Source organism: Heyndrickxia coagulans DSM 1 = ATCC 7050 (genome assembly GCF_000290615.1).
GTDB lineage: Bacteria > Bacillota > Bacilli > Bacillales > Bacillaceae_C > Weizmannia > Weizmannia coagulans.
On sequence record NZ_ALAS01000224.1, the window covers coordinates 1 to 20,979 of the forward strand.

Here is a 20,979-nt window from a genome sequence, read left to right on the forward strand (position 1 = left end):
AATTTTAGGAGCTGGCAAGCCTTTTTTTATGCCATGAAGCTCTGCACTTTTTTGTTGCAGAACTCTGTACTTTCATTTTGCACTAAACACCCAATTCCGCATCCTTTACAGTCTCAACATAACATATTGCTTCAAAAATGACTATCCATAATTGACCGTTGATTCACGCTGAAAAAGTAAACGGACAATGTAAAAGAAGGAAATCCGCAGTTCTTGTGCTACAATAGATGACGATAAGAAAATAGAGAATTGTGCCAACCGATTGATAAATGGATTTCAGCTGCCGGGGCGAAAAGAAATGATAAAGGGCTGGCAAAGGAGGAAGCAAGAGAGGAGGTTAATAAATGGATTTCATTCCCATTCAAGTCAGGCAGCATCTCCAGTATATTCTCCCGTTCCGAAGGGATTCTTTTATCGTAAGCTTCGGAACGGATGCAAATTTCAATGCAAGAGAGTACCTTGAATGGCTTGAAATGCAGCAAGTACGATTTCCGGAAGGTTTTATGCTTGCGATTGAAAATGGTGTTCCAATTGGACAGCTTGAGGTGACACGTAAAGATTTTGAAGGTAAACCGATTGGCTATGTCAACTTGTACTATCTTATTCCGGAAAAACGTGGCTCGGGTCTTGGCGCTGAACTGCATGCGTATGCGATGAGCGTTTTCAAAAAACATCAATTGGGGGAATACCATCTCAGAGTATCCCCGACAAATAAGCAAGCCATTTCGTTCTATGAGAAAATGGGAATGAAATGGCTAAAGCCCGAAATGGACGGGAAAGTGTTCCGGATGGCAGGAAAGGTTTAGAACATTAACGATAAAAGAAAAAGCGGACAGGAGAGGAGTAAATGCATATCCGTATTTTAAAGGAGTCTGATGCTGACGCATATCAGAAACATCGATTTATAAAGGCCATGTTTACGGCATGTTTGTCGCATGAACTTCGAGAGGAAAGGGAGTGGGGAGACACTTTAAAAAAACGCATAAGCATAGCGAAAGAAACCAAAGGCCTGGAAAAACAAATCAATTTAACTGTTGTTTTCGGAAATCCAATCGCAAAGAAACGCTACAAGGGCGCATTTTCAAAAGCATTCATTTAGCGTAGTAGGGGGGACTGCATTGAAAAACAACAGAGCGCCAATTGTGATCATAAGTTTAATTGCAGTTGTGCTTTTGTTCCTGGCAGCGGCATACATCCTAGGATTTGGCTATCATATTCTATCCGTATTTTTTGTGTTTTTAGCCCTATTTGTTCTCTGTATTCCTGTGTATGTGATTGCCAGATTCCTATCCAGTTTTAAAAAGGGAACACAAGCAGCCCCATCCATCAAAGTCAAAACAATGGATACGGTGAATGCAGTCGTGCTTATTTGCCTGTTTATCGTGGGGTGTTATCTGAACGCTTATGGTGCAAGGGCAGGCGAACAGCTGCACGTTTATGAAATTGGAGGGCGGGCGGACGGCTATGCTTCATTGGCTCCTAATCATATCTTTTCAGCGATTGTGTTGGTTGTACTGGGCATGGCTGGGTTCCTGATATTGAATTTTTATGCCGGCCGGGTTTCACCGGTTATCTATGTCGTGAGCAGTACGATACTGGTTTTAAATATTGGGTTTGCTACTGTTTATTTTACACATACGCTATTCTCAAAACTGGGGGATATGTATTCCGTCCGAGCATTTCAATATAGCTTATTTTGCCTTGCTTTACTGTATATCACCAAGTTAAAAGATTCACTGAATGAGTTTTCAATAAAAATGAGGAAAGAGACTGTACAGTATAAGGGATTTCTTCTTTTACTCTTTAAAATTTCCGTACGGTATAGTAAAATGCCTCGATTGTGGGCGATTTGTTTTTTTCCTGTTTTGCTTATTGTCCAAATGGTCCTCATATTATTTGGTCAGCGGCCGGACAGCTTTATCCGTTTGTTTTTAGATACAAGTTCTTTCACCTATTCCAGGATACCCAATCCCCCTCCGGAAATGTTAAAGGGAGACGAACACTATTTATGTTCTGTGGCAGCGAGGGGTCACACAAAAGTCGTTAAGCCGGTAAGGGCAGGGCTCCGGCACGGCAAAAGAATTCCTGTGAACCGCCAGCTGCTTGTTGCGAACGCTTTCGAACATCTACTTGAAGAATACATGCCGCGTATGCATCACTTCATCCGCTATATTTATGATAAATACGGTTATCCTCTCAGCAGGCATATCCGTACAAAGTGGTCAGCTGACCTTGTCTATCTTTTCATGAAACCTTTGGAATGGTTTTTTCTGTTTATCTTATATACAGTGGATCAAAAACCGGAAAACAGGATTCAGATTCAATATAGCGAACTGCGTAAATAACGATCATCATCGTTTTATATCTGAACCCGGTTCGTATCAGCCGGGTTCAATCTTGGTGTCCAAATGCCAGTCTGCATTTTCATCGGGGCGCAAAGCCTGAATTAAGTATAAATTTAACGCCTCAAGCTGTCCGCCTACTGCCACTCTTTCCGGTTCCTCTACATGAGCCATTAAAATCAGTCCGTCCCATATGTTCACCATAAAATTGACAATCGTTTCAAGCGGCTGTACCGGGTGAAATTCACCCTGTTTTACGCCCTCTTCTAGAAGCGCTAAAAAGCTTTTCATGGCCCGGGTATACCTTTTTTGGAAAAATGCCTTTCTTTCCGGATTGCGCCACCTGGTGACAGAGTATTCATACATCACGATCCCGTAAGGATTTGGCAAACTTTGGAAAACCACTTTCTGATAGGCTTGAATGGCATCCCATACTTTTTCATGGCTGCTTGCCAGGTCTTGAATGTACGTATAAAATGAATCGTCATTTTTTTCAATAACCACCTGCATGATTTCCTCTGTGTTAGAAAAATACTGATACAGATTTCCTCTGCTAATGCCGGCTTCTTTTACGATATCCTGCATGGTAACAGGTTCATAGCCTTTTCGTTCAAACACCCGCTTCGCAGCATCCAATATATGATTTTTTCTTTCTTCAAGATGTTGTTTTGATACCCTCGGCGACATGAATTTCCTTCCTTTCTGCTTTTTTCATTGCGATTGCGGAAACGGCAGCAAGCAGGCAAGTGGTTCCGCCAGAGATCAGGAATGCGAGACGGACGCCAAACCACTCTGAAAGCGAGCCTCCAAGTAATATGCCAACAAGCACAGCGAGTGTAGAAAGGCTGTTGATGGTACCGAACACTCTTCCGGTATGCGTTTCAGGCGTTTTCTTTTGGACGAGCACATCGAAAGGAATGACAGCCATTGTAAAAGAAAAACCCATCAGAAAAAAGACGCAAGGGTAAACGGCTTCAATGATGCCGATCGGCCAGCCGGTACCCGTACTTACCATGATACAACCCAAACCAAGTATGGCGGGGCTGATTTTTAAAGTGATTAATTTCTCCCCTAACTTTATTTTCGTAAACAGCACGGAAGCAGTAAGCATGCCAAAACCGCTTGCCGCAATACACCAGCTCGCAAAATGGACCGTTGCGTTCTTGATATCCCTTATTAATATCATGGCCTGGGAATCAGAAATTTGCAAGGCCAGTATCATGGTACAAAAAACGATCAGACCTATTTTTAACACGGGAAAACCGGAGAGAAAGCGAAATCCTTCAGTTAGCGAGACCTTTTCCCGATGTTCTAGATCACTTTTTACCGGGCTCTGTAATGTTGGCGCCTTGATTCCAAACAGCAGGAGGGCGGAGAGGAAGAAAGAAATGGCATCAAGATAAAAAGCGCCTTTGATTCCGGTCAGGCTGATCAATGCGCCGCCTGCTACCGGCCCGATGATTTTGGCGCTGTTATTGATCATCTCGCTTGTGCCGATTGCCGCCTGTATTTGGTTTTCACCAACAACTTGGCGAAGCAGGCCGCTTTCTGCAGGGGTGAAGACGGCTGAGAAAAAGCCCAAAAAAATAGAAAGATATAAACTTGCCAAAGCGAAACGGAAAAAGCAATCCCGAGCACACAACCGCAGCGGGCGAAATCCGAGAAGCTCATCAGCACTTTACGGTTAAACCGGTCTGCCAGCCAGCCGGCAGGGGATCCAAATAAAATTGACGGCAGCACCATGCATAATGTAATGTCTGCCATTGCAATCGGGTCAGCGTGCCACTTAAATGCCACTAATGCAAACAATGCAACAAGATGCAGCCAGTCGCCAAGATTTGAAACGGTTTGCGCACTGATTAAGAATAGAAAGGAATGATTTTTAAAAAGCGAATGCTTCATTATGCTCCTCCTTAAATGACACATGTGTCGTTTTTATAATTATAAGCGACATTTGTGTCATTTAACAAGACTATTTTCATCTTTTTCATAAAATTGGTTTTTTTTGTGAGCATACAAGCACGAGAAGAGGGGGCGATGTGGTTGTTTCCGTCAGCACTTGCAACCGCAGCCGCTGTCGTATAAATATCTGAATGGCTATCTATTCAGTTTACGATGACGGAATGAAGCGTTAAATGAGCTTATATATCGTGAATAAGAGGCAAATCATGATGATTAAAAGTTTTTTGCTTTTTTTCCCGGGTTTTTTGGTAAAAACAGGAGCCCTGACTATCGAACCAATTACCATAGAAAAAAGCCTGCACCACTTTACACAAGCAAATAGAAAGCCTATAATAGAAAAAAGTGAATATTTCAGACTACTAGGGGTGCCCGGATTGGCGGGCTGAGAGAAAAACAGTTGGTTTTTCAACCCTTTGGACCTGATCCGGATCATGCCGGCGTAGGAAAGTAGGGATTTGTGAAAATTTTCTTGCTTATTAAAGTCAGGTCTTTTACAGGCCTGGCTTTTTTCTGTTGGAAGGGAGGAAAAATAGCTGCTTTTAGGGCGATAACCGGAAAAACCCCGTCAATGACGACGGGCTTGTAATGAAGCAGGAAGAAATAAAAACAAAAAGTAGGTGGAAGATTGCTATAGCAGGAAAAAATTCAAATGGTTGAACGGGCTTTGGAACGGTTTGCAGCTTGTACATATTGGAAGTTCGGATGAAAGGAGGTTTCCTAAATGAAGTGGAGAAAATGGCTGGGGGATTACGGACTTTTTTGCGTTACGATGCTGGTCTTGATAGCCGGCTGGCAGTGGGTCATACAGAAAGGGGTGATCCCGTCTTTCATTTTGCCGTCCCCTACCCAAATCTATGCATCTTTCATAGAAAATCACAGGCAACTAATAAATGTGCATTTGCCTGCGACAGTGGAGGAAGTCGGCATCGGTTTTCTTTTATCTGTTGCGGGTGGAGTGATGATCGGTGTCATCATGTATGTCTCCAAAACGGCTGAAAAAATCTTTTATCCGTTTCTTGTTATTTCGCAAACGATCCCGCTTGTCGCCGTATCACCTGTTTTTATGATGTGGTTCGGCTATTCAGTTTGGAGCAAGGTAGCGATTATTGTGTTAACGGCTATCTTTCCGATTGTAATCAGCACTTTTGACGGATTAAAAACCGTCGATCCCGCCTATCTGAATTTGTTTCGGACAATGGGCGCCAGCCGTTGGGATATTTTCCGAAAACTTTCTGTCCCGATGGCCCTTCCCCAATTTTTATCCGGCTTGAAATTATCGGTTGTATATTGTGTCAGCGGGGCAGCGATCGGAGAGTGGCTTGGCGCAACTGCGGGGCTTGGCTTTTTTAGCAAGCGAATGTCTGGGTATTTGCAGTCGGGCGCTGTTTTTTCGGCCGTTTTTCTTTTGGCTGCACTCGGCATGGGATTATTTTTGCTTATTTATGGGATGGAAAAAAGCTTATTGAAAAACAGAACAAAAATTTAGGGGGATGTTCAATGAAGAAACGATGGGTAATGGTCGCTGTACTGGCGTGTATGCTAGGTGCCTGCAGCAATCATTCGCAGCAAGCAACGAAACATGCGCAAAAAGTAACGATTATGCTGGATTGGTATCCAAATGCGGTTCATTCTTTTCTTTATGTAGCCCAGGAAAAAGGCTATTTTAAAGCGCAGGGTCTTGATGTCAGCATCAAAATGCCTTCTGACACAAATGACCCGTTAAAACTTGCGGCTGCGAATCGAATTGATATTGCATTAAGTTATCAACCCCAAGTGTTAATCGCGCGCGATGAGAATATTCCGGTCCAATCTTTTGGCACCGTCGTCCGCCATACGCTGAACCGTGTGATGGTGCCAGCTTCAAGCGGCATCCGCTCACCGAAAGACCTGGCGGGCAAAACGGTCGGCTACTCTTCCATTCCGCTGGAAGAAGCAGCCGTGCGGACAATGGTCAAAGCAGACGGGGGCGATCCGGACAAGGTGAAAACAGTGGATGTTGGCTATGATTTAATCCCTGCTCTGACAGCCCGTAAAACTGATGCGATCGTCGGCGGTTTTGTTAATCATGAACAGCTGCTGCTGGAAAAGGAAGGCGTACCCGTTAGAGCATTCAATCCGGCAAAATACGGTGTTCCGGATTATGCCGAACTCGTTTTCATCGCAAACGAAAATAAGCTGAAACAGCAGCCAGACATTTTTAAAAAATTTCTTGCTGCCGCCGAAAAAGGCCAGCAATATGTCAAAAAACATCCGGAAAAGGCGCTTGCCATTTTGTTAAAACATGAAGATGCCTCTTCACCGCTGGATAAAAATGTGGAAACGAAGAGCCTGCACATTTTGCTGCCGCTGATGAGCGAAAAAAATAAAACGATTGCCGATCAGGGCCTGAAAAAATGGCAAGACGTTTCGGATTGGCTGTACCAGACAAAGATCACAAAAACACATGTCAATGCCGCAAAAGCTTTTGTCCATTTAGAAAATAAATAAGGAGCATTCTGGAAGCCAAATCGCTTTGGCTTCCGCCAGCATGGGATCACAAAACCGGGTGGCGGAACATGCAGAGTATGTTATTCGCTTCAAGCGCTGCATGTTCCTGCGGGAAGCCGCAAAAAAACCGCAGCTGTATGCCTGCGGTTTGCATGTTAAGCCTAAAAAGGGCCTCCGGGGCTTTGCCATCCTGCTGAACATAACGATCAAACGTCTCGGGCCAGGAAAAAACGCTTATCGCCTGGCCCAAATGGCAAAGCATGCGATGCGGCTCTTTCCGGAAAAAGCCGCATCGCATGCTTTGAGCAATGAATGGGACTGGTTAATACACCATGCTTTCATCGTGGTAATATTTAAATTCGAGCAAGTTGTTGGAGGGATCTTGGAGGAAAAATGTCCAATGTTCCTCTTGCCTGCCCCCAAACCGGACCATTTTCTCCTGGAAAAATGCCAAGCGGTTTTTCTTTGCGGATTGGAGGGTTTCCTCAAATGCTGCTTTATCCAAAAAAGTAATGCCGAAATGGCGGGGATACATTTTCGGGTTGGGGTCTATTTTTTCAGGGCTCAGATGGCAGACAACCTGGTCCCCGAAAAAATTGAAAGTGACCCGGTCATCATACCGGCGCGCCACCTTACAGCCTAATTTCTGATAGAAATCGGCTGTTTCATCAAGATCTTTGCACGGGATCGCCAAATGAAAAATTTTATCCGTTTCTCTCATGGGAATCTCCTCCAATAAAAAAAGTATCTGATCGCAAACCGAGCCTTAATGTTTCAAGCGCAAGGGCATCCGAAAAAGGGATGTTGGCCAGATTGGCATCCGGGCCGAGCTGTTGGATAAAAAAGCCTGGAGCTGCTTGTTGGGCGCTTCGAAAATGAAAGCATCGCGGGGAATCCCGGAGTCCAGGATGGCCGCAAACATCTCCTCCCGTATTTCCCCGTCCCCGTTGCAAATGCCGCTCGTGCCGCTTTCCCTTGCCTCTGTCATCACTTTATATGCGCCTGCTTCTAAATCTTGACTAATCGATTCCAGCCATAACGCCGGCGTGTCGGCTATTGATTTGGCAGTATCTTTTGAGCCAACTTCACTTAACACTTTAAACTCCTTTGAAAATTCCGCAATATAATGGCACTTTTCCGGATTGGACAGCGGCAGGGTGCCATTTGAGATTTCAACATATTCGCATGCAAACCGCCGGCAGTATTGAACGTACCGATCCGTCTTTCCCTGGCTGGCAAACTTTTCAAATAAAGTGCCGCCGAAAAAGAAGGCAATGCCGTTTTGCCTCAGGTGATCTATTTTTTCTTCCAAATGGCGCGAAACCACCGATGTTCCCCAGCCGAATTTGACGAAATCAATATAAGGGGCTGCACTGTTCATGGTATCTTTAAAAAAGTTCAGCGGAATGCCATTGTCAATTAAGATGGTGATTCCGCAATCCCGCGGTTTCTCATTGCGTAAAGGCAGTGTCAAACCATGGTCATTCATCTTCAACCCTCACGATCGTTGGAAATTCTCCTGTTGGATCAATTTTCATAACAAACCCGCAGTCTGTTTCGTTGCTGCAAAATTCCAGGTCAGCCGGGTTAAATGCAGGCTGGCCGGGATCAAGAAATTTCTTTGCAACACTGGCATTTACAATCTCCTTGATCACTGATTCCGGCTTGATCGTCTCCGCGCCATTGATGATGCTTTCCATGTATAATGCGCATGCCAGGTCATCTTCCCCCGTCGGATGGGAAGCGATCATGTTGATGCGGGCGTTGTCTTTGCCTTTCCATTTGCGCAGGACCCATTTTGCCGTCATTTTTGCATTCGAAAAGCCGGTAACATAGACTTCCTTTGCACAAAGGGCGCGGAAGGCTGCTTTTACCCCGTTTGTGGATGTTTGCACCAGCGTTTTGCCGGCTAACGGCTGTTTGGCGATGGCGGCCGGTGAATGGCCCAAATCAAATCCCGGTATCGGAAGCCCGTTCCCTTCGCCCGTGAGCAAGACATGCGGGTATTTGTCTTTGATACAAAAAGCCGCTTCTTTTGAGTCTGCCAGCCATATCTCTTTTACGCCGCCCAAAAAGGCATGGTGGGCAACCGTAAACGCGCGGATCACATCGATCACAATATTGGCATCCCCGTCTTCCGGCGTGATCTCATTCCCCTGGTAAATGTGGATGTTCATCCATTCCCCCCTCATTCTATGCAAAAGATACATAAAGTATATTGGAGGGACGCTTGATGCGGAACTTGCCACCCTTTTCTTTTTTTATCGCCCCCGTCTGTTCAAAAAAGAATTGACTCCCGCCGCATTTGATTGTATAATGTTTTCAATGATTTCTAAATAATGATTCGTTCTTCTTATCCAGAGAGGTGGAGGGAAAGGCCCTTTGAAGCCTCGGCAACAGGTTGAAAAACACTGTGCCAATTCCTGCAGACAATCGTCTGAAAGATAAGAGAAGTTGACCATTGTGCGCCGGCTCTTCTTATCTTTGTAAGAAGAGCTTTTTTCGAAGGCGCTTCTCATGGTAAGAAGCGGATTAAAATCCAAGTAAACGCCTATGTCTATTTGGATTAGGATGTCATATATAATTAAACAATTGAAAAGTGCATGCAAACATTGCGAGGTGGAAGATTTGCCGTTAAGTGTACAAAACAGCCCGTTTAGTAAAGAACAGGCGGAAAAGTTAAATGAACTGCTGCAAATGTTAACGGATCAGCAAAAATTATGGCTGAGCGGATATTTAACATATCCGTTTGCCGAACAAGGAACGAATCCCCCGGGAAGTACAGCTGTTGCCGAAAAGCCGGTACAGACGGCAACCAAAGCGGTTACGCTGCTGTTTGGTTCCGAGACAGGCAATGCCCAGGCGCTTGCCGAAGAATTCGCAGCCAGATTAAAAGAAATGCAGTTTGCCGTATCTTTTTCGGCACTCGATGCGGTCAAGCCGAAAGATTTAAAAAATGCAGGGTATCTGCTCATCATTACAAGCACACAAGGGGAAGGGGACCCGCCCGACAACGCATTGTCTTTCTATGAGCTGATCCACAGCAGAAAAGCCCCGAAACTGGACGGGGTCCCTTTTTCAGTTTTGGCGCTTGGGGACCAGACATATGATTTTTTTTGCAAGGTCGGAAAAGAGATCGACAAGAGGCTGGAAGAGTTGGGCGGGGAAAGGCTCTATCCGCGGGTGGATTGTGATGTGGATTATGAAGAGGACGCCCGCGAATGGTTTGAAGGGGTTGCAGGCGTGCTCCGGGCATCTGCCTTGCCGGCTCCAACCGCTGCGGATGCCACCCGGCCTGCAAACACCGATTATTCCAAATCCAACCCGTTCCAGGCGGAAGTGCTGGAAAATATCAACTTGAACTGGGAAGGGTCCAATAAAAAAACGCACCATATCGAACTATCCCTTGAAGGGTCCGGTTTTACATTTGAACCGGGGGACAGCATCGGGATTTACCCGGAAAATGACCCGGAACTCGTGGAACGGTTGATCGAAGAGCTCGGCTGGGATCCGGAAGAACCGGTTCCGGTCAATAAAAAAGGGGAAGTGCTGCCGGCCAGGGAAGCATTACTCAGACATTATGAAATTACGAGATTAACAAAACCGCTGCTTCAGCAAGCAGCCGTGCTTTTCGGAAACAAAGCGCTTACGGCTTTGCTTGAAAATGAAGCGGAGGCAAAGGCGTACCTTGAAGGGCGGGGCCTACTCGATCTTGTCGAGGAATATCCGCCGGAAAAAGTGGAAGTGCAAGCTTTCGTACAAATGCTCCGGAAAATGCCGCCGCGGCTTTATTCGATCGCAAGCAGCTGGAAAGCGAACCCCGATGAAGTCCATCTTGTCATTGCACTGGACTGCTATACAGCAAACGGAAGGGTGCGCGAAGGGGTTTGCTCCGGGCAAATCGCAGGTAGGATAAAACCGGGAGACAAGCTGCCGGTTTATGTCCACCGCAATCCGAATTTCAAACTTCCGGCTGACCCGGATGTACCGGTGATCATGATCGGGCCGGGAACAGGCGTGGCGCCGTTCCGTTCTTTCCTGGAAGAAAGGGAAGCGGAAGGGATCACCGGACGAACATGGCTGTTTTACGGGGACCAGCATTTTGCGACGGATTTTCTGTATCAGCTTGACTGGCAAAACTGGCTGAAAAATGGCGTGCTCGAACGGATGGATGTGGCTTTTTCGCGCGACCAGGCAGAAAAAATATACGTCCAGCACCGGATGCTTGAAAAAAGCAAAGATTTTTATGCATGGCTTGAAAAAGGCGCCTGTGTGTATGTGTGCGGCGATGAAAAGCACATGGCCCGCGACGTCCAGGAAACGCTGCTTCAAATTCTTGAAACAGAAGGCAATATGGCGAGGGAAGAGGCAGAGGGTTATTTACAGGAAATGCGACGGGCAAAACGATACCAGCGTGATGTGTATTAACAGAGAGGGGCAGGAAGATGGTTGATAAAAAACTTGATCCGCTTGAAACGATAAAAGAAAAAAGCCGGTTTTTAAGAGGGACGATTGCGGAAGGGCTCAAAGATCCGCTCACCGGCGCGATATCCGAAGACGATAATAAACTGTTGAAATTTCATGGCAGCTACCAGCAGGACGACCGTGATATCCGCAACGATCGGCGCAAAAAGAAACTGGAGCCGGCTTACCAGTTTATGGTGCGTGTCCGCATTCCGGGCGGCGTTGCGACCCCGGAACAGTGGCTTGTGATGGATGAACTGGCGCAAAAATACGGGAACGGAACGCTGCGTATGACAACCCGGCAGACATTCCAGATGCATGGCATTTTAAAATGGAATTTAAAGCAGGCCATCCGGGAAATGAACGATGCGCTCATGACGACGCTTGCCGCGTGTGGGGATGTGAACCGGAACGTCATGTGCAACCCGAACCCGTACCAGTCGGATGTGCATGCCGAGGTGTATGAATGGGCGAAAAAAACGAGCGACCACTTGTTGCCGCGGACTTCCGCGTATCATGAAATCTGGCTGGAAGATGAAAAAATCATTGATACAAAAGAGCAGGAAGAGGCAGAGCCGCTGTACGGGCCAACGTATTTGCCGCGGAAGTTTAAAATCGGGTTTGCTGTGCCGCCTTCCAATGATGTCGATATTTTTTCACAGGATTTAGGGTTTATCGCCATTTTGAATGAAGGGAAGCTTGAAGGGTTTAATGTCGCGGTTGGCGGCGGGATGGGCATGACCCACGGCGATCCGAAAACATATCCGCAGCTTGCCCGGATCATCGGTTTTTGCACGCCGAACCAGGTGATTGAAGTGGCGGAAAAAGTGGTGTCGATCCAGCGCGACTACGGCAACCGCGCGAACCGGAAAAATGCGCGTTTCAAGTACACCATTGACGCGCGGGGGCTTGAATGGATCAAGGCGGAACTGAATGAACGGCTCGGCTGGGATCTCGGGGAGGCCCGCCCGTTCCATTTTGACCATAACGGCGACCGTTACGGCTGGATCAAAGGCGATGGCAAATGGCATTTGACGTTATTTGTCCAAAGCGGCAGGATCAAAGACTTTGACGGCTATCCTTTGATGACCGGGCTGCGCGAAATTGCAAAAATCCATCAGGGCGAGTTCCGCCTGACCCCGAATCAGAATGTTATTATTTCCAATGTCACCGACGAAATGAAAGGAAAGATCGGCGAGCTGGTTGAAAAATACCATCTGACGGACGGCAAGCATGCTTCCGCCCTCAGAAGAAACTCGATGTCCTGTGTCGCATTCCCGACTTGCGGCCTTGCGATGGCGGAAGCAGAACGGTACTTGCCGGAACTGCTCGGAAAAATCGAGGAGATTTTGGACGAAGCGGGGCTGCGCGAAGAAGAAATCGTCATCCGGATGTCGGGCTGCCCGAACGGATGTTCAAGGCCGGCGCTTGCGGAAATGGCTTTTATCGGAAAGGGCCCCGGAAAATACAATTTGTATTTGGGTGGCAGCTTCACCGGCGACAGGCTTGCTTGCCTTTATAAGGAAAATATCGGGGAAGAAGAGATCCTCGCGTCACTGCGCCCGATTCTTTTGCAATATGCAAAAGAACGGCAGGAAGGCGAACATTTCGGGGATTTCGTCATCCGCGCCGGAATTGTAGAAGCGATCCGTGACGGACGTGATTTTCATAAACCGGCAGCGGTGAATAAATAATTTTACAAACTGTGCCTAGAAGGATTTTATTCTCCGGGCACAGTTTTTTGTTTCTTTACAAAGGCTTCCAATTGGGACATACTGTTTAGCAGAATACCTCATAAAGGATGGTTGCCATGCTGGGAAAAAATTTAAAAACATATATCGAAAACCAGAAGGATACTATAATAATATTATGTAAACAAGAAATAGCGTATTTGGAGCGCTATAAGGATTTTTTCAAAGATGCTGTCAGGGAAAAAGAAATTGTTGAAAAAGAGGGTACCGCCCGTTTTGCCGATGCATCTATTGAACGGTGCAGCAAGGAAGCCGATGAGACCCTTGCGGTGGAAACGGCGGCGTTTTTAAATGAACCTGTCATCTATTTGAAAAAGCATAGGAAAGAATATGTCTACATCGTGTCAGACTGGTTTGGCATCATCGGCGTCGACGGGATTGCCCTTGAGCTGGATGATGTCTTCGGCCATTACAATTGCATGCTCGGGCTCAAAGTGCAGAAGAAATACGGGCCGGCGATTCAAACGGGATTGTCTGAACTGCTCGAAGGAGACGGGAAAGGGGAAATCGTTTTTGATGGCAATGAAGGCATCTGGGATGTGAACTTTCCGTTGAACGATGTGCCCGGTTTCAAGGAAGAAATGCCGCTCATGGAAGCTTTCGTAAAAATTTACGAAGTGCTGTTTGCCCTCCAGGAAAAACTTGAAAAAATGTCTTGACCCTCACGCTGCGTCACCCCTTACAGTAAAAAAGGAAGGGGGGCTGCACGATGAGTATTAAAGAAGTTGCAGAGCTGGCCGGCGTCAGCATCCGGACATTGCGCCATTATGACGACATCGAGCTGCTAAAACCGGCTGAAGTTTCACCGTCCGGTTACCGGCACTATTCGGAAGAAAACCTAAAAACGCTCCAGCAAATCTTATTTTTCAAGGAATTGGGCTTCCCTTTGCAAAAGATCAAGGAAATCATTGAAAGCCCTTCGTTTGACAGGCTCGGGGCGCTCGAGCTCCAGCGCCATTTGCTGATTGAAAAACAGAAGCGGCTCGCGAAAATGATTGCCTTGATCGAAAAAACAATCCAATCGGAGAAAGAGGGAATGGAAATGTCTAGTGAAGAAAAATTTGCCGGTTTCCGCTTTGACAACAATCCGTATGCGCGTGAGGCACGCGAAAAATGGGGGGGATCAGGCAGTAGATGCAGCGGAAGCGGGAATAGCGGGGCTGACCGGGGATGAAAAATCCACCTTGGCTGCTGAAATGAACGGGATTTACCGTGAGCTTGCCGCCATCCGCCATACGGACCCGCGCGCACAAGGAGCGCAGACAGCGATCCGGAAATGGTTTGATTTTTTAAACCGCCATTTCGGGAATTATACGCCGGAAGCCTTTAAAGGGCTTGGCCAAATGTATATAGAAGACAGCCGGTTTACAAAAAACATTGATCAATTTGGCGAAGGGCTTGCAACGTTTATGGCCGCAGCCATGGCGGAATTTGCGAATCAAACGGAGGAATAAAAAAAGCAGGAGCTGCCAAAAAAAGGGCTCCTGCTTTCTTTTTTTCGTTTGCCGCCTTTCAAAATAAATTGGAAAATTAATGAAACTTGTCTTACAATAAAGAGAAAGCATGACAAGGAGGGAGTATATGGATACTATTATTAAAATTCTAGCTACAATTACGATAATTATTTCCTTATTGCTTTGGGTACCTAATATTGTATTTCAACAACCATCATTTTTATGGATTTTAACATTTGTTTTTTCCGGTATTGGGCTTCTTCTCGCTGTAAGTATAAAATCTAAAGTTTTAATCATAGGTAATACCATAACATTCTTTAGTTTTTTTCTAGTAATGTTTTTTGGTTATCTTTTAGATTTCTTAACAACTCAATTATTTTAGTTTTTGAGAACACACTTAAGTAGAAGTGTGTTCTTTTTGTTTTCCCTTGTTTTGGGGAGGTAGCTGGCTAGTCGTGTGGGGGCTAAACCCCACGAATTTAGCGTTACAATACTTTGTTAAAGAGCTTTTTCTTGATCGGAAGCACTGGCGGTTTTTGGCGGTATCATATTCAGAGCAAGCTCAACCTCTAGGTTCCTCGTTTTGGGTGTGGTGAGCTTGGCGAATAGCTAATACCGCCAAAAAATGCTCCAAGCAAGGAGGTATAGGAATGCCACAAACCTATCAGCAATATTTAAAGGAACACCAGGAGCAGCATTTAAAAGAACTGTTTGATTTTCTCCAAATCCCGAGTGTCAGTTCCTTATCCGAACATCAAACAGATGTGAGAAAAGCAGCGGAATGGCTGAAAGCGGAGCTTGGGAAAATAGGTCTCGAACATACCGCAGTGATGGAAACGAAAGGCAACCCGGTTGTATACGGCGACTGGCTTCACGCAGACGGGAGGCCGACCGTCTTGATTTACGGGCATTACGACGTCCAGCCGGTTGACCCACTGAACCTCTGGAAAAGCGATCCGTTCAAACCGGAGATCCGCGATGGCAAAATTTTTGCCCGCGGCGTGAGCGATGATAAAGGGCAGGTGTTTATGCATATCAAAGCGATCGAGGCGCTGATGGAAACGGAAGGGGAACTGCCTGTCAATATCAAAGTGTTGTTTGAAGGGGAAGAGGAAATCGGCAGCCCGAATCTTGCGCCATTTGCAGAAGCGCATCAGGAACTTTTAAAAGCGGATTTGATCGTCGTTTCCGGTACCGGCATGCCAGAATTGGGAAAACCGACGATCTGCTACGGGCTGCGCGGCTTATGCGGCCTTGAAATCCATGTAAAAGGCGCATCAAGCGATCTTCATTCCGGCGAATACGGCGGCGGGGTGCAAAATGCTGCCACTGCGCTGGTTGAATTGCTGGCATCCTTCCATGACCAGGACGGCAGGGTTTTGGTGGAAGGCTTTTATGACAAAGTGGAAGCAAGCACGCCGGAAGAAAAAGAAGCGTTCGCAAAACAGGCGGCATATGAAAGCCAAATACAGGCGCAGCTTGGCGTGCCTGTATTGTTCGGGGAAAAAGGCTACTCGTACGCAGAAAGAACATCCGTCCGGCCGACGCTTGAGATCAACGGCTTACAAAGCGGTTTTACCGGGGAAGGCCTGAAAACCGTTTTGCCGTCTGAAGCCTTTGCGAAAGTGACCTGCCGCCTTGTGCCAAACCAGGATCCGTACGAAATTCTGTCGTTGCTGAAAAAACATATTGAAGCCCATGCCCCAAAAGGCGTAACCGTTTCTGTAACCGAATTTGACAAAGGTTACCCGTATGTCACGCCGCGCAAGCATCCTGCCATCCAGCTTTGCGGAAAAGCGTATGAAAAAGTGTACGGCGTGCCGGTTACTTATACAAGGGGCGGCGGGTCGATCCCGATTGTCGCAGAATTTGACCGCATTTTAAAAATTCCGGTCGTGCTGATGGGATTTGCCCTTTCGTCGGAAAATGCCCATGCGCCGAACGAACATTTCCATCTTGAAAATTTTGATAAAGGCATCCAGACCATTTGCACGTATTGGAACGAGCTCAAAACATGGCCGCTTTCATAAGATATGGAGGAATGCCCCGCATGCGGGATTTCTTTAAAACGCTTTAAAAAGGATGTGGGAGATGTTGCGTCCGGTCTTATTGGGGGTATGTGCCGCCTTCTTTTTCGCGGCGACATTTGTTTTAAACCGGTCGATGGAACTGTCGGGCGGCAGCTGGATTTGGAGCGCCTCCCTCCGGTACATTTTGATGGTTCCGTTTTTGCTTGTGATCGTGCTTGCCAGGAAAAATTTTAAAGCCTTATGGGCGGAAATGAAAAAGCATCCGGCCGGGTTGTTATTGTGGAGCTTTACCGGTTTTGTTCTTTTTTATGCGCCGTTATGTTTTTCGGCAGCTTATGCGCCCGGATGGCTCGTGGCCGCCACCTGGCAGATCACGATTTTATCCGGTTCGCTGCTTGCCCCGTTCTTTTTTAAAACGGTGGAGACGCCAAAGGGCCTGCTAAAAATCCGGGAGCCCATCCCGTTCCGCGGCTTGCGCTGGTCGCTTGTGATTTTGCTCGGCGTTTTGATGATGCAGCTTGAGCAGGCCGGCCGGATCAGCTTCCGGGAAATGATACTGGGTGTCCTTCCAGTCATTGTGGCGACTTTTGCTTATCCTTTGGGCAACCGGAAAATGATGGAATTGTGCGAAGGCCGGCTCGATACATTCCAGCGTGTGCTCGGCATGACGCTTGCCAGCCTGCCGTTCTGGTTTATCCTGTCATTGTACGGTTTAAAGGCGTCCGGCCCGCCGTCCGGAAACCAAATCGTGCAATCAGGCGTGGTTGCGGTCTTTTCCGGGGTGATTGCCACGGTATTGTTTTTCCGGGCAACCGATCTTGTCCGCGGTGACATGCAAAAATTATCGCTTGTGGAAGCGACCCAGTCATTGGAAGTGCTGTTTGCGCTGTTCGGGGAGATGGCCATTTTACCGGTTGCGGCGCCATCGCTGTTGTCCCGGTTCGGCATCCTCACGGTTGCAGCCGGCATGGTGCTGCACAGCCTGATGTCACGAAAAACGGTTGCGCCGGCTGCATGGAGGATGAAAAAGTCAGAAATCAGCGGATAAGAAAATATGGGAAAAAATGAGACAAAATGAGACAGCTGTCCCGGTTTGTCTCATTTTTTTATGTGCCGCCTGGAAGAAACGGGATGAAAGCGGGGTTTTCAGTTGGCACACTTCTTGCTTATTTACAAAGTGAAAGGTGACGATAAGGAGGATGGATAAATGGAAACAGTAAAAGCGGGCGAACTGCAGATCACGAAGGAAAAAGCGCAGTGGATGTTGCAAAAAATGTTTGAAATCCGCAAGTTTGAAGACAAAGTGCATGAAGTGTTTGCGACCGGCATTTTACCGGGTTTTGTCCACTTGTATGCCGGCGAGGAAGCGGTTGCGGTCGGCGTTTGCGCCCACTTAGATGACCAGGATATGATCACAAGCACACACCGCGGCCACGGCCACTGTATCGCGAAAGGCTGCGATTTAAAAGGGATGATGGCGGAAATTTACGGGAAAGCGACAGGCCTGTGCAAAGGAAAAGGCGGTTCCATGCATATTGCCGACCTCGACAAAGGCATGCTCGGCGCAAACGGGATTGTCGGCGGCGGGTTCCCGCTGGCTTGCGGCGCGGCATTGACAGCGAAATATAAAAAGACAAATAATGTAAGCGTTTGCTTCTTTGGGGACGGCGCAAATAACCACGGTACGTTTCACGAAGGCATCAATCTGGCAGCCGTATGGAAACTTCCGGTCATCTTTGTGGCGGAAAATAACGGCTACGGGGAAGCGACGCCATTCCATTATGCATCAAGCTGCAAAACGATTGCCGACCGCGCCGTTGCTTACGATATTCCGGGTGTCCGTGTCGACGGGAAAGATATTGTTGCGGTGTACCAGGCGGCAAAAGAAGCGGTGGAACGCGCCCGCAACGGGGAAGGCCCGTCGCTGATCGAATGCGTGACGTACCGGAACTACGGACATTTTGAAGGGGATGCCCAGACTTATAAAGCGGAAGCAGAAAAGGCGAAGCAGCTGAATGAAAAAGATGCGATCGTCCAATTTAAAAAATTTGTGCTTGAACAAAACCTGCTCAGCGAAGCAGACATCAACAGCCTGGAACAAAAAGTGGAACAGGAGATCGAAGAAGCCGTGAAATTCGGCGAAGACAGCCCGTATCCGGACCCTACCGAACTTTTGAAGGATGTTTATGTATCCTACTAATCCATGAAAAAAGGAGGCTTTTCCAATGGGAAGACAAATTTCTTTTTCGCAGGCCATTAACGAAGCGATGAAACTGGCGATGAGAAGAGATGAAAACGTGATTTTGATGGGGGAAGACGTTGCCGGCGGCGCGGAAGTCGACCATCTGCAGGATGAAGAAGCATGGGGCGGCGTGCTTGGCGTGACGAAAGGCCTTGTCCAGGAATTCGGCCGCGGGCGGATTCTTGATACGCCGATTACGGAAGCGGGCTATATGGGGGCTGCGATGGCTGCCGCTTCAACAGGATTGCGGCCGATTGCAGAGCTCATGTTCAACGATTTTATCGGCAGCTGTCTGGACGAAGTGCTTAACCAGGGCGCGAAATTCCGGTACATGTTTGGCGGAAAGGCGCAAGTGCCGGTGACGGTCCGGACGATGCACGGCGCCGGTTTCCGGGCGGCGGCCCAGCACTCGCAAAGCCTATATGCGCTGTTTACATCGATTCCGGGCTTAAAAGTCGCCGTGCCGTCAACGCCATATGATGCGAAAGGGCTGCTTTTGGCTGCGATCGAAGACAATGACCCGGTTATCTTTTTTGAAGATAAAACGCTTTACAACATAAAAGGGGAAGTGCCCGAAGATTACTATACGATTCCGCTCGGCAAGGCGGACACGAAACGTGAAGGAAGCGACATCACCATTGTTGCGGTCGGCAAACAGGTACAGACCGCACTTGAAGCGGCAGACCGGCTTGCCAAAGATGGCATTGAAGCGGAAGTGATTGATCCGCGCAGTTTATCGCCGCTCGATGAAGGGGCGATTCTCCAGTCGGTCGCAAAAACAAACCGGCTCGTTGTCGTCGATGAAGCGAACCCGCGGTGCAATGTGGCAACCGATATTGCGGCGCTTGTTGCCGATAAAGGATTTGATGATCTGGATGCCCCGATCAAACGGATCACGGCACCGCACACGCCGGTTCCGTTCTCGCCGCCGCTTGAAGATTTGTATTTGCCGTCCGCCGGGAAAATTGTGCAGGCGGTATCAGAGCTCTTGGGAGAACCGGTCGGGCAATAACAGACAGATAGAAAGGAGTGGTTGGCATGCCGGTTGAAGTCATTATGCCCAAACTTGGGATGGCAATGAAAGAAGGAACCGTTTCACAGTGGAATAAAACAGAAGGAGAAGCCGTTAAAAAAGGCGACCCGATCGCCAGCATCAGTTCGGAAAAAATAGAAATGGAAATCGAGTCCCCTGCGGACGGCAGTGTATTAAAAATCAATGTGCCGGAAGGAAAGGGAGTGCCGCCGGGAACGGTGATTTGCTATATCGGAAATCCGGATGAAGAAGTGGCGGCAACAGCAGCCCCGGTGCAGGAAGAAAAAGGCCAAAAAGAAGAAATACAGGCGGCACATCCCGCACCGCCCCCGAAAAAGCCGGGAAAAGCGCGCGTGAAAATTTCCCCGGTCGCGCGGAAAATGGCGGAAGCATCAGGCATCAAACCGGAAGATATAATAGGGACCGGCCCGGGGGGCAGGATTACAAAAGAAGATGTGGAACAGGCCATTGCGTCGGCAAAAGAAAGCCGCAAACAGGACATCCCCGTCCAGGCGGTGGCAGAAGAACCGCAGCGCATACCGGTATCCGGCATGCGCAAAGTGATCGCAGAACGCATGCATTTAAGCCTGCAATCGGCTGCACAGCTGACGATCACGATGAAAGCGGATGTCACGGAACTATTGGCGCTGCAAACGCAAGTGAAAGAGACAATTGCAAAACGGTACGGCAGCAAACTGACGATCACGGATTTTGCAGCAAGGGCTGCCATCCTTGCCCTCGAAAACCATCCGGAAATGAACAGTGCGTTTATGGATAACACCATCGTCACTTACCTGGAAATCCATTTGGGCATTGCAACGGCGGTTGAAAAAGGGCTTGTTGTCCCGGTCATCCGCCATGCCGAAAGCAAATCGCTGATCGATCTGGCAAAAGAAATCAAAGAAAAAGCAGCGGCAGCAAGAGCCGGGAAACTTCCGGCAGATGAGATGCAAGGGTCCACTTTCACCATTTCAAGCCTGGGTGCAAGCGGCGTCGAATTTTTCACGCCTATTTTGAACCCGCCGGAAGCCGGGATATTGGGTGTCGGTGCCGTTTCGGATGAAGCTGTTTTTATCGGGGACAAAATTGAAAAACGGAGCCGGCTGCCGCTCAGCCTGACGTTTGACCACCGCGTGCTCGACGGGGCGCCGGCAGCAGCCTTCCTGCAAACGGTCAAGCAATATTTGGAAGAACCAGTTACGATGCTTTTGTAG

Annotated in this window: 18 protein-coding genes, 3 pseudogenes and 2 riboswitches; of the genes and pseudogenes, 16 read left to right on the forward strand and 5 right to left on the reverse strand. The window is 47.8% G+C overall.

What is annotated here, in order from left to right; genetic code table 11:
* Positions 1–344 precede the first annotated feature (344 nt).
* Genes IC21_RS12310 through IC21_RS12320 form a run of 3 tightly spaced genes read left to right on the forward strand, consistent with a single transcriptional unit; the run spans position 345 to position 2,345 of the window.
* On the forward strand, positions 345–806 hold the full coding sequence (locus tag IC21_RS12310; protein WP_029142760.1) for a GNAT family N-acetyltransferase: 462 nt from the start codon (positions 345–347) through the stop codon (positions 804–806).
* 41 nt (positions 807–847) lie between these two features.
* Entirely contained in the window at positions 848–1,099 is a 252-nt protein-coding gene (locus IC21_RS12315; protein ID WP_013859343.1) for a hypothetical protein, read from the forward strand.
* A 19-nt stretch (positions 1,100–1,118) separates the two neighbouring features.
* On the forward strand, positions 1,119–2,345 hold the full coding sequence (locus IC21_RS12320; protein WP_035176597.1) for a DUF6688 domain-containing protein: 1,227 nt from the start codon (positions 1,119–1,121) through the stop codon (positions 2,343–2,345).
* Positions 2,346–2,381: 36 nt separating this feature from the next.
* Here the strand turns inward: IC21_RS12320 and IC21_RS12325 are convergent, their stop codons facing one another.
* Both IC21_RS12325 and IC21_RS12330 read right to left on the reverse strand, forming a co-directional pair.
* A complete protein-coding gene (locus IC21_RS12325; RefSeq protein WP_029142758.1) occupies positions 2,382–3,029 on the reverse strand; it encodes a TetR/AcrR family transcriptional regulator in 648 nt (215 codons plus the stop codon).
* A pseudogene (locus tag IC21_RS12330) lies at positions 2,998–4,268 on the reverse strand (MFS transporter). The gene IC21_RS12325 and the pseudogene IC21_RS12330 overlap by 32 nt, the downstream one beginning before the upstream one ends.
* Positions 4,269–4,510: 242 nt before the next feature.
* Between IC21_RS12330 and IC21_RS16770 the strand changes: the two are divergent.
* The 3 genes from IC21_RS16770 to IC21_RS12345 all read left to right on the forward strand — a co-directional run bounded on the left by IC21_RS16770 (position 4,511) and on the right by IC21_RS12345 (position 6,791).
* Positions 4,511–4,690, forward strand: coding sequence for a hypothetical protein (locus tag IC21_RS16770; protein ID WP_029142757.1), 180 nt, complete (start codon positions 4,511–4,513; stop codon positions 4,688–4,690).
* A riboswitch (TPP riboswitch) is annotated at positions 4,656–4,767 on the forward strand. Its footprint overlaps the gene before it by 35 nt.
* A 258-nt stretch (positions 4,768–5,025) precedes the next feature.
* Positions 5,026–5,790 (forward strand): ABC transporter permease, encoded by a 765-nt coding sequence (locus IC21_RS12340; RefSeq protein WP_013859347.1) that lies wholly within the window; start codon positions 5,026–5,028, stop codon positions 5,788–5,790.
* An 11-nt stretch (positions 5,791–5,801) separates the two neighbouring features.
* Positions 5,802–6,791 (forward strand): ABC transporter substrate-binding protein, encoded by a 990-nt coding sequence (locus IC21_RS12345; protein WP_029142756.1) that lies wholly within the window; start codon positions 5,802–5,804, stop codon positions 6,789–6,791.
* Positions 6,792–7,113: 322 nt separating this feature from the next.
* Here IC21_RS12345 and IC21_RS12355 read toward each other — a convergent pair whose 3' ends face one another.
* The 3 genes and pseudogenes from IC21_RS12355 to IC21_RS12365 form a co-directional block, all read right to left on the reverse strand.
* Positions 7,114–7,512: a VOC family protein gene (locus tag IC21_RS12355; protein WP_029142755.1), complete on the reverse strand. Its 399-nt coding sequence runs from the start codon at positions 7,510–7,512 to the stop codon at positions 7,114–7,116.
* Positions 7,496–8,280, reverse strand: a pseudogene (locus tag IC21_RS12360) (phosphosulfolactate synthase). The gene IC21_RS12355 and the pseudogene IC21_RS12360 overlap by 17 nt, the downstream one beginning before the upstream one ends.
* Positions 8,273–8,968, reverse strand: coding sequence for a 2-phosphosulfolactate phosphatase (locus IC21_RS12365; protein WP_029142754.1), 696 nt, complete (start codon positions 8,966–8,968; stop codon positions 8,273–8,275). Before IC21_RS12365 ends, IC21_RS12360 begins: the two are co-directional and overlap by 8 nt.
* Positions 8,969–9,141: 173 nt before the next feature.
* Positions 9,142–9,242, forward strand: a riboswitch (SAM riboswitch).
* Between the two features lie 120 nt (positions 9,243–9,362).
* Between IC21_RS12365 and IC21_RS12370 the strand changes: the two genes are divergently transcribed.
* From IC21_RS12370 to IC21_RS12415, 10 genes and pseudogenes are all read left to right on the forward strand, one after another.
* Positions 9,363–11,219, forward strand: a complete 1,857-nt coding sequence (locus tag IC21_RS12370) for an assimilatory sulfite reductase (NADPH) flavoprotein subunit (protein WP_050996539.1) — start codon at positions 9,363–9,365, stop codon at positions 11,217–11,219.
* Positions 11,220–11,236: 17 nt separating this feature from the next.
* Positions 11,237–12,949, forward strand: a complete 1,713-nt coding sequence (gene cysI / locus IC21_RS12375) for an assimilatory sulfite reductase (NADPH) hemoprotein subunit (protein ID WP_029142752.1) — start codon at positions 11,237–11,239, stop codon at positions 12,947–12,949.
* A gap of 197 nt (positions 12,950–13,146) precedes the next feature.
* The gene (locus IC21_RS12380) at positions 13,147–13,665 is read left to right on the forward strand and encodes a hypothetical protein (protein WP_234969524.1); all 519 of its coding nucleotides are present in this window, start codon (positions 13,147–13,149) and stop codon (positions 13,663–13,665) included.
* Positions 13,666–13,715: 50 nt separating this feature from the next.
* Positions 13,716–14,460 (forward strand): annotated as a pseudogene (locus IC21_RS12385) (MerR family transcriptional regulator).
* A 127-nt stretch (positions 14,461–14,587) separates the two neighbouring features.
* Positions 14,588–14,842 carry a hypothetical protein gene (locus IC21_RS12390; protein ID WP_003352739.1) on the forward strand — a complete coding sequence of 85 codons (255 nt, stop codon included), beginning with the start codon at positions 14,588–14,590 and terminating at the stop codon, positions 14,840–14,842.
* Positions 14,843–15,110: 268 nt separating this feature from the next.
* A complete protein-coding gene (locus IC21_RS12395; RefSeq protein WP_029142644.1) occupies positions 15,111–16,490 on the forward strand; it encodes a dipeptidase in 1,380 nt (459 codons plus the stop codon).
* Between the two features lie 61 nt (positions 16,491–16,551).
* The gene (locus IC21_RS12400; protein WP_029142643.1) at positions 16,552–17,538 is read left to right on the forward strand and encodes a DMT family transporter; all 987 of its coding nucleotides are present in this window, start codon (positions 16,552–16,554) and stop codon (positions 17,536–17,538) included.
* A gap of 159 nt (positions 17,539–17,697) precedes the next feature.
* Positions 17,698–18,690 (forward strand): thiamine pyrophosphate-dependent dehydrogenase E1 component subunit alpha, encoded by a 993-nt coding sequence (locus IC21_RS12405; protein WP_013859358.1) that lies wholly within the window; start codon positions 17,698–17,700, stop codon positions 18,688–18,690.
* A gap of 25 nt (positions 18,691–18,715) precedes the next feature.
* On the forward strand, positions 18,716–19,744 hold the full coding sequence (locus tag IC21_RS12410) for an alpha-ketoacid dehydrogenase subunit beta (protein WP_029142642.1): 1,029 nt from the start codon (positions 18,716–18,718) through the stop codon (positions 19,742–19,744).
* 26 nt (positions 19,745–19,770) lie between these two features.
* Positions 19,771–20,979 (forward strand): dihydrolipoamide acetyltransferase family protein, encoded by a 1,209-nt coding sequence (locus IC21_RS12415; RefSeq protein ID WP_029142641.1) that lies wholly within the window; start codon positions 19,771–19,773, stop codon positions 20,977–20,979.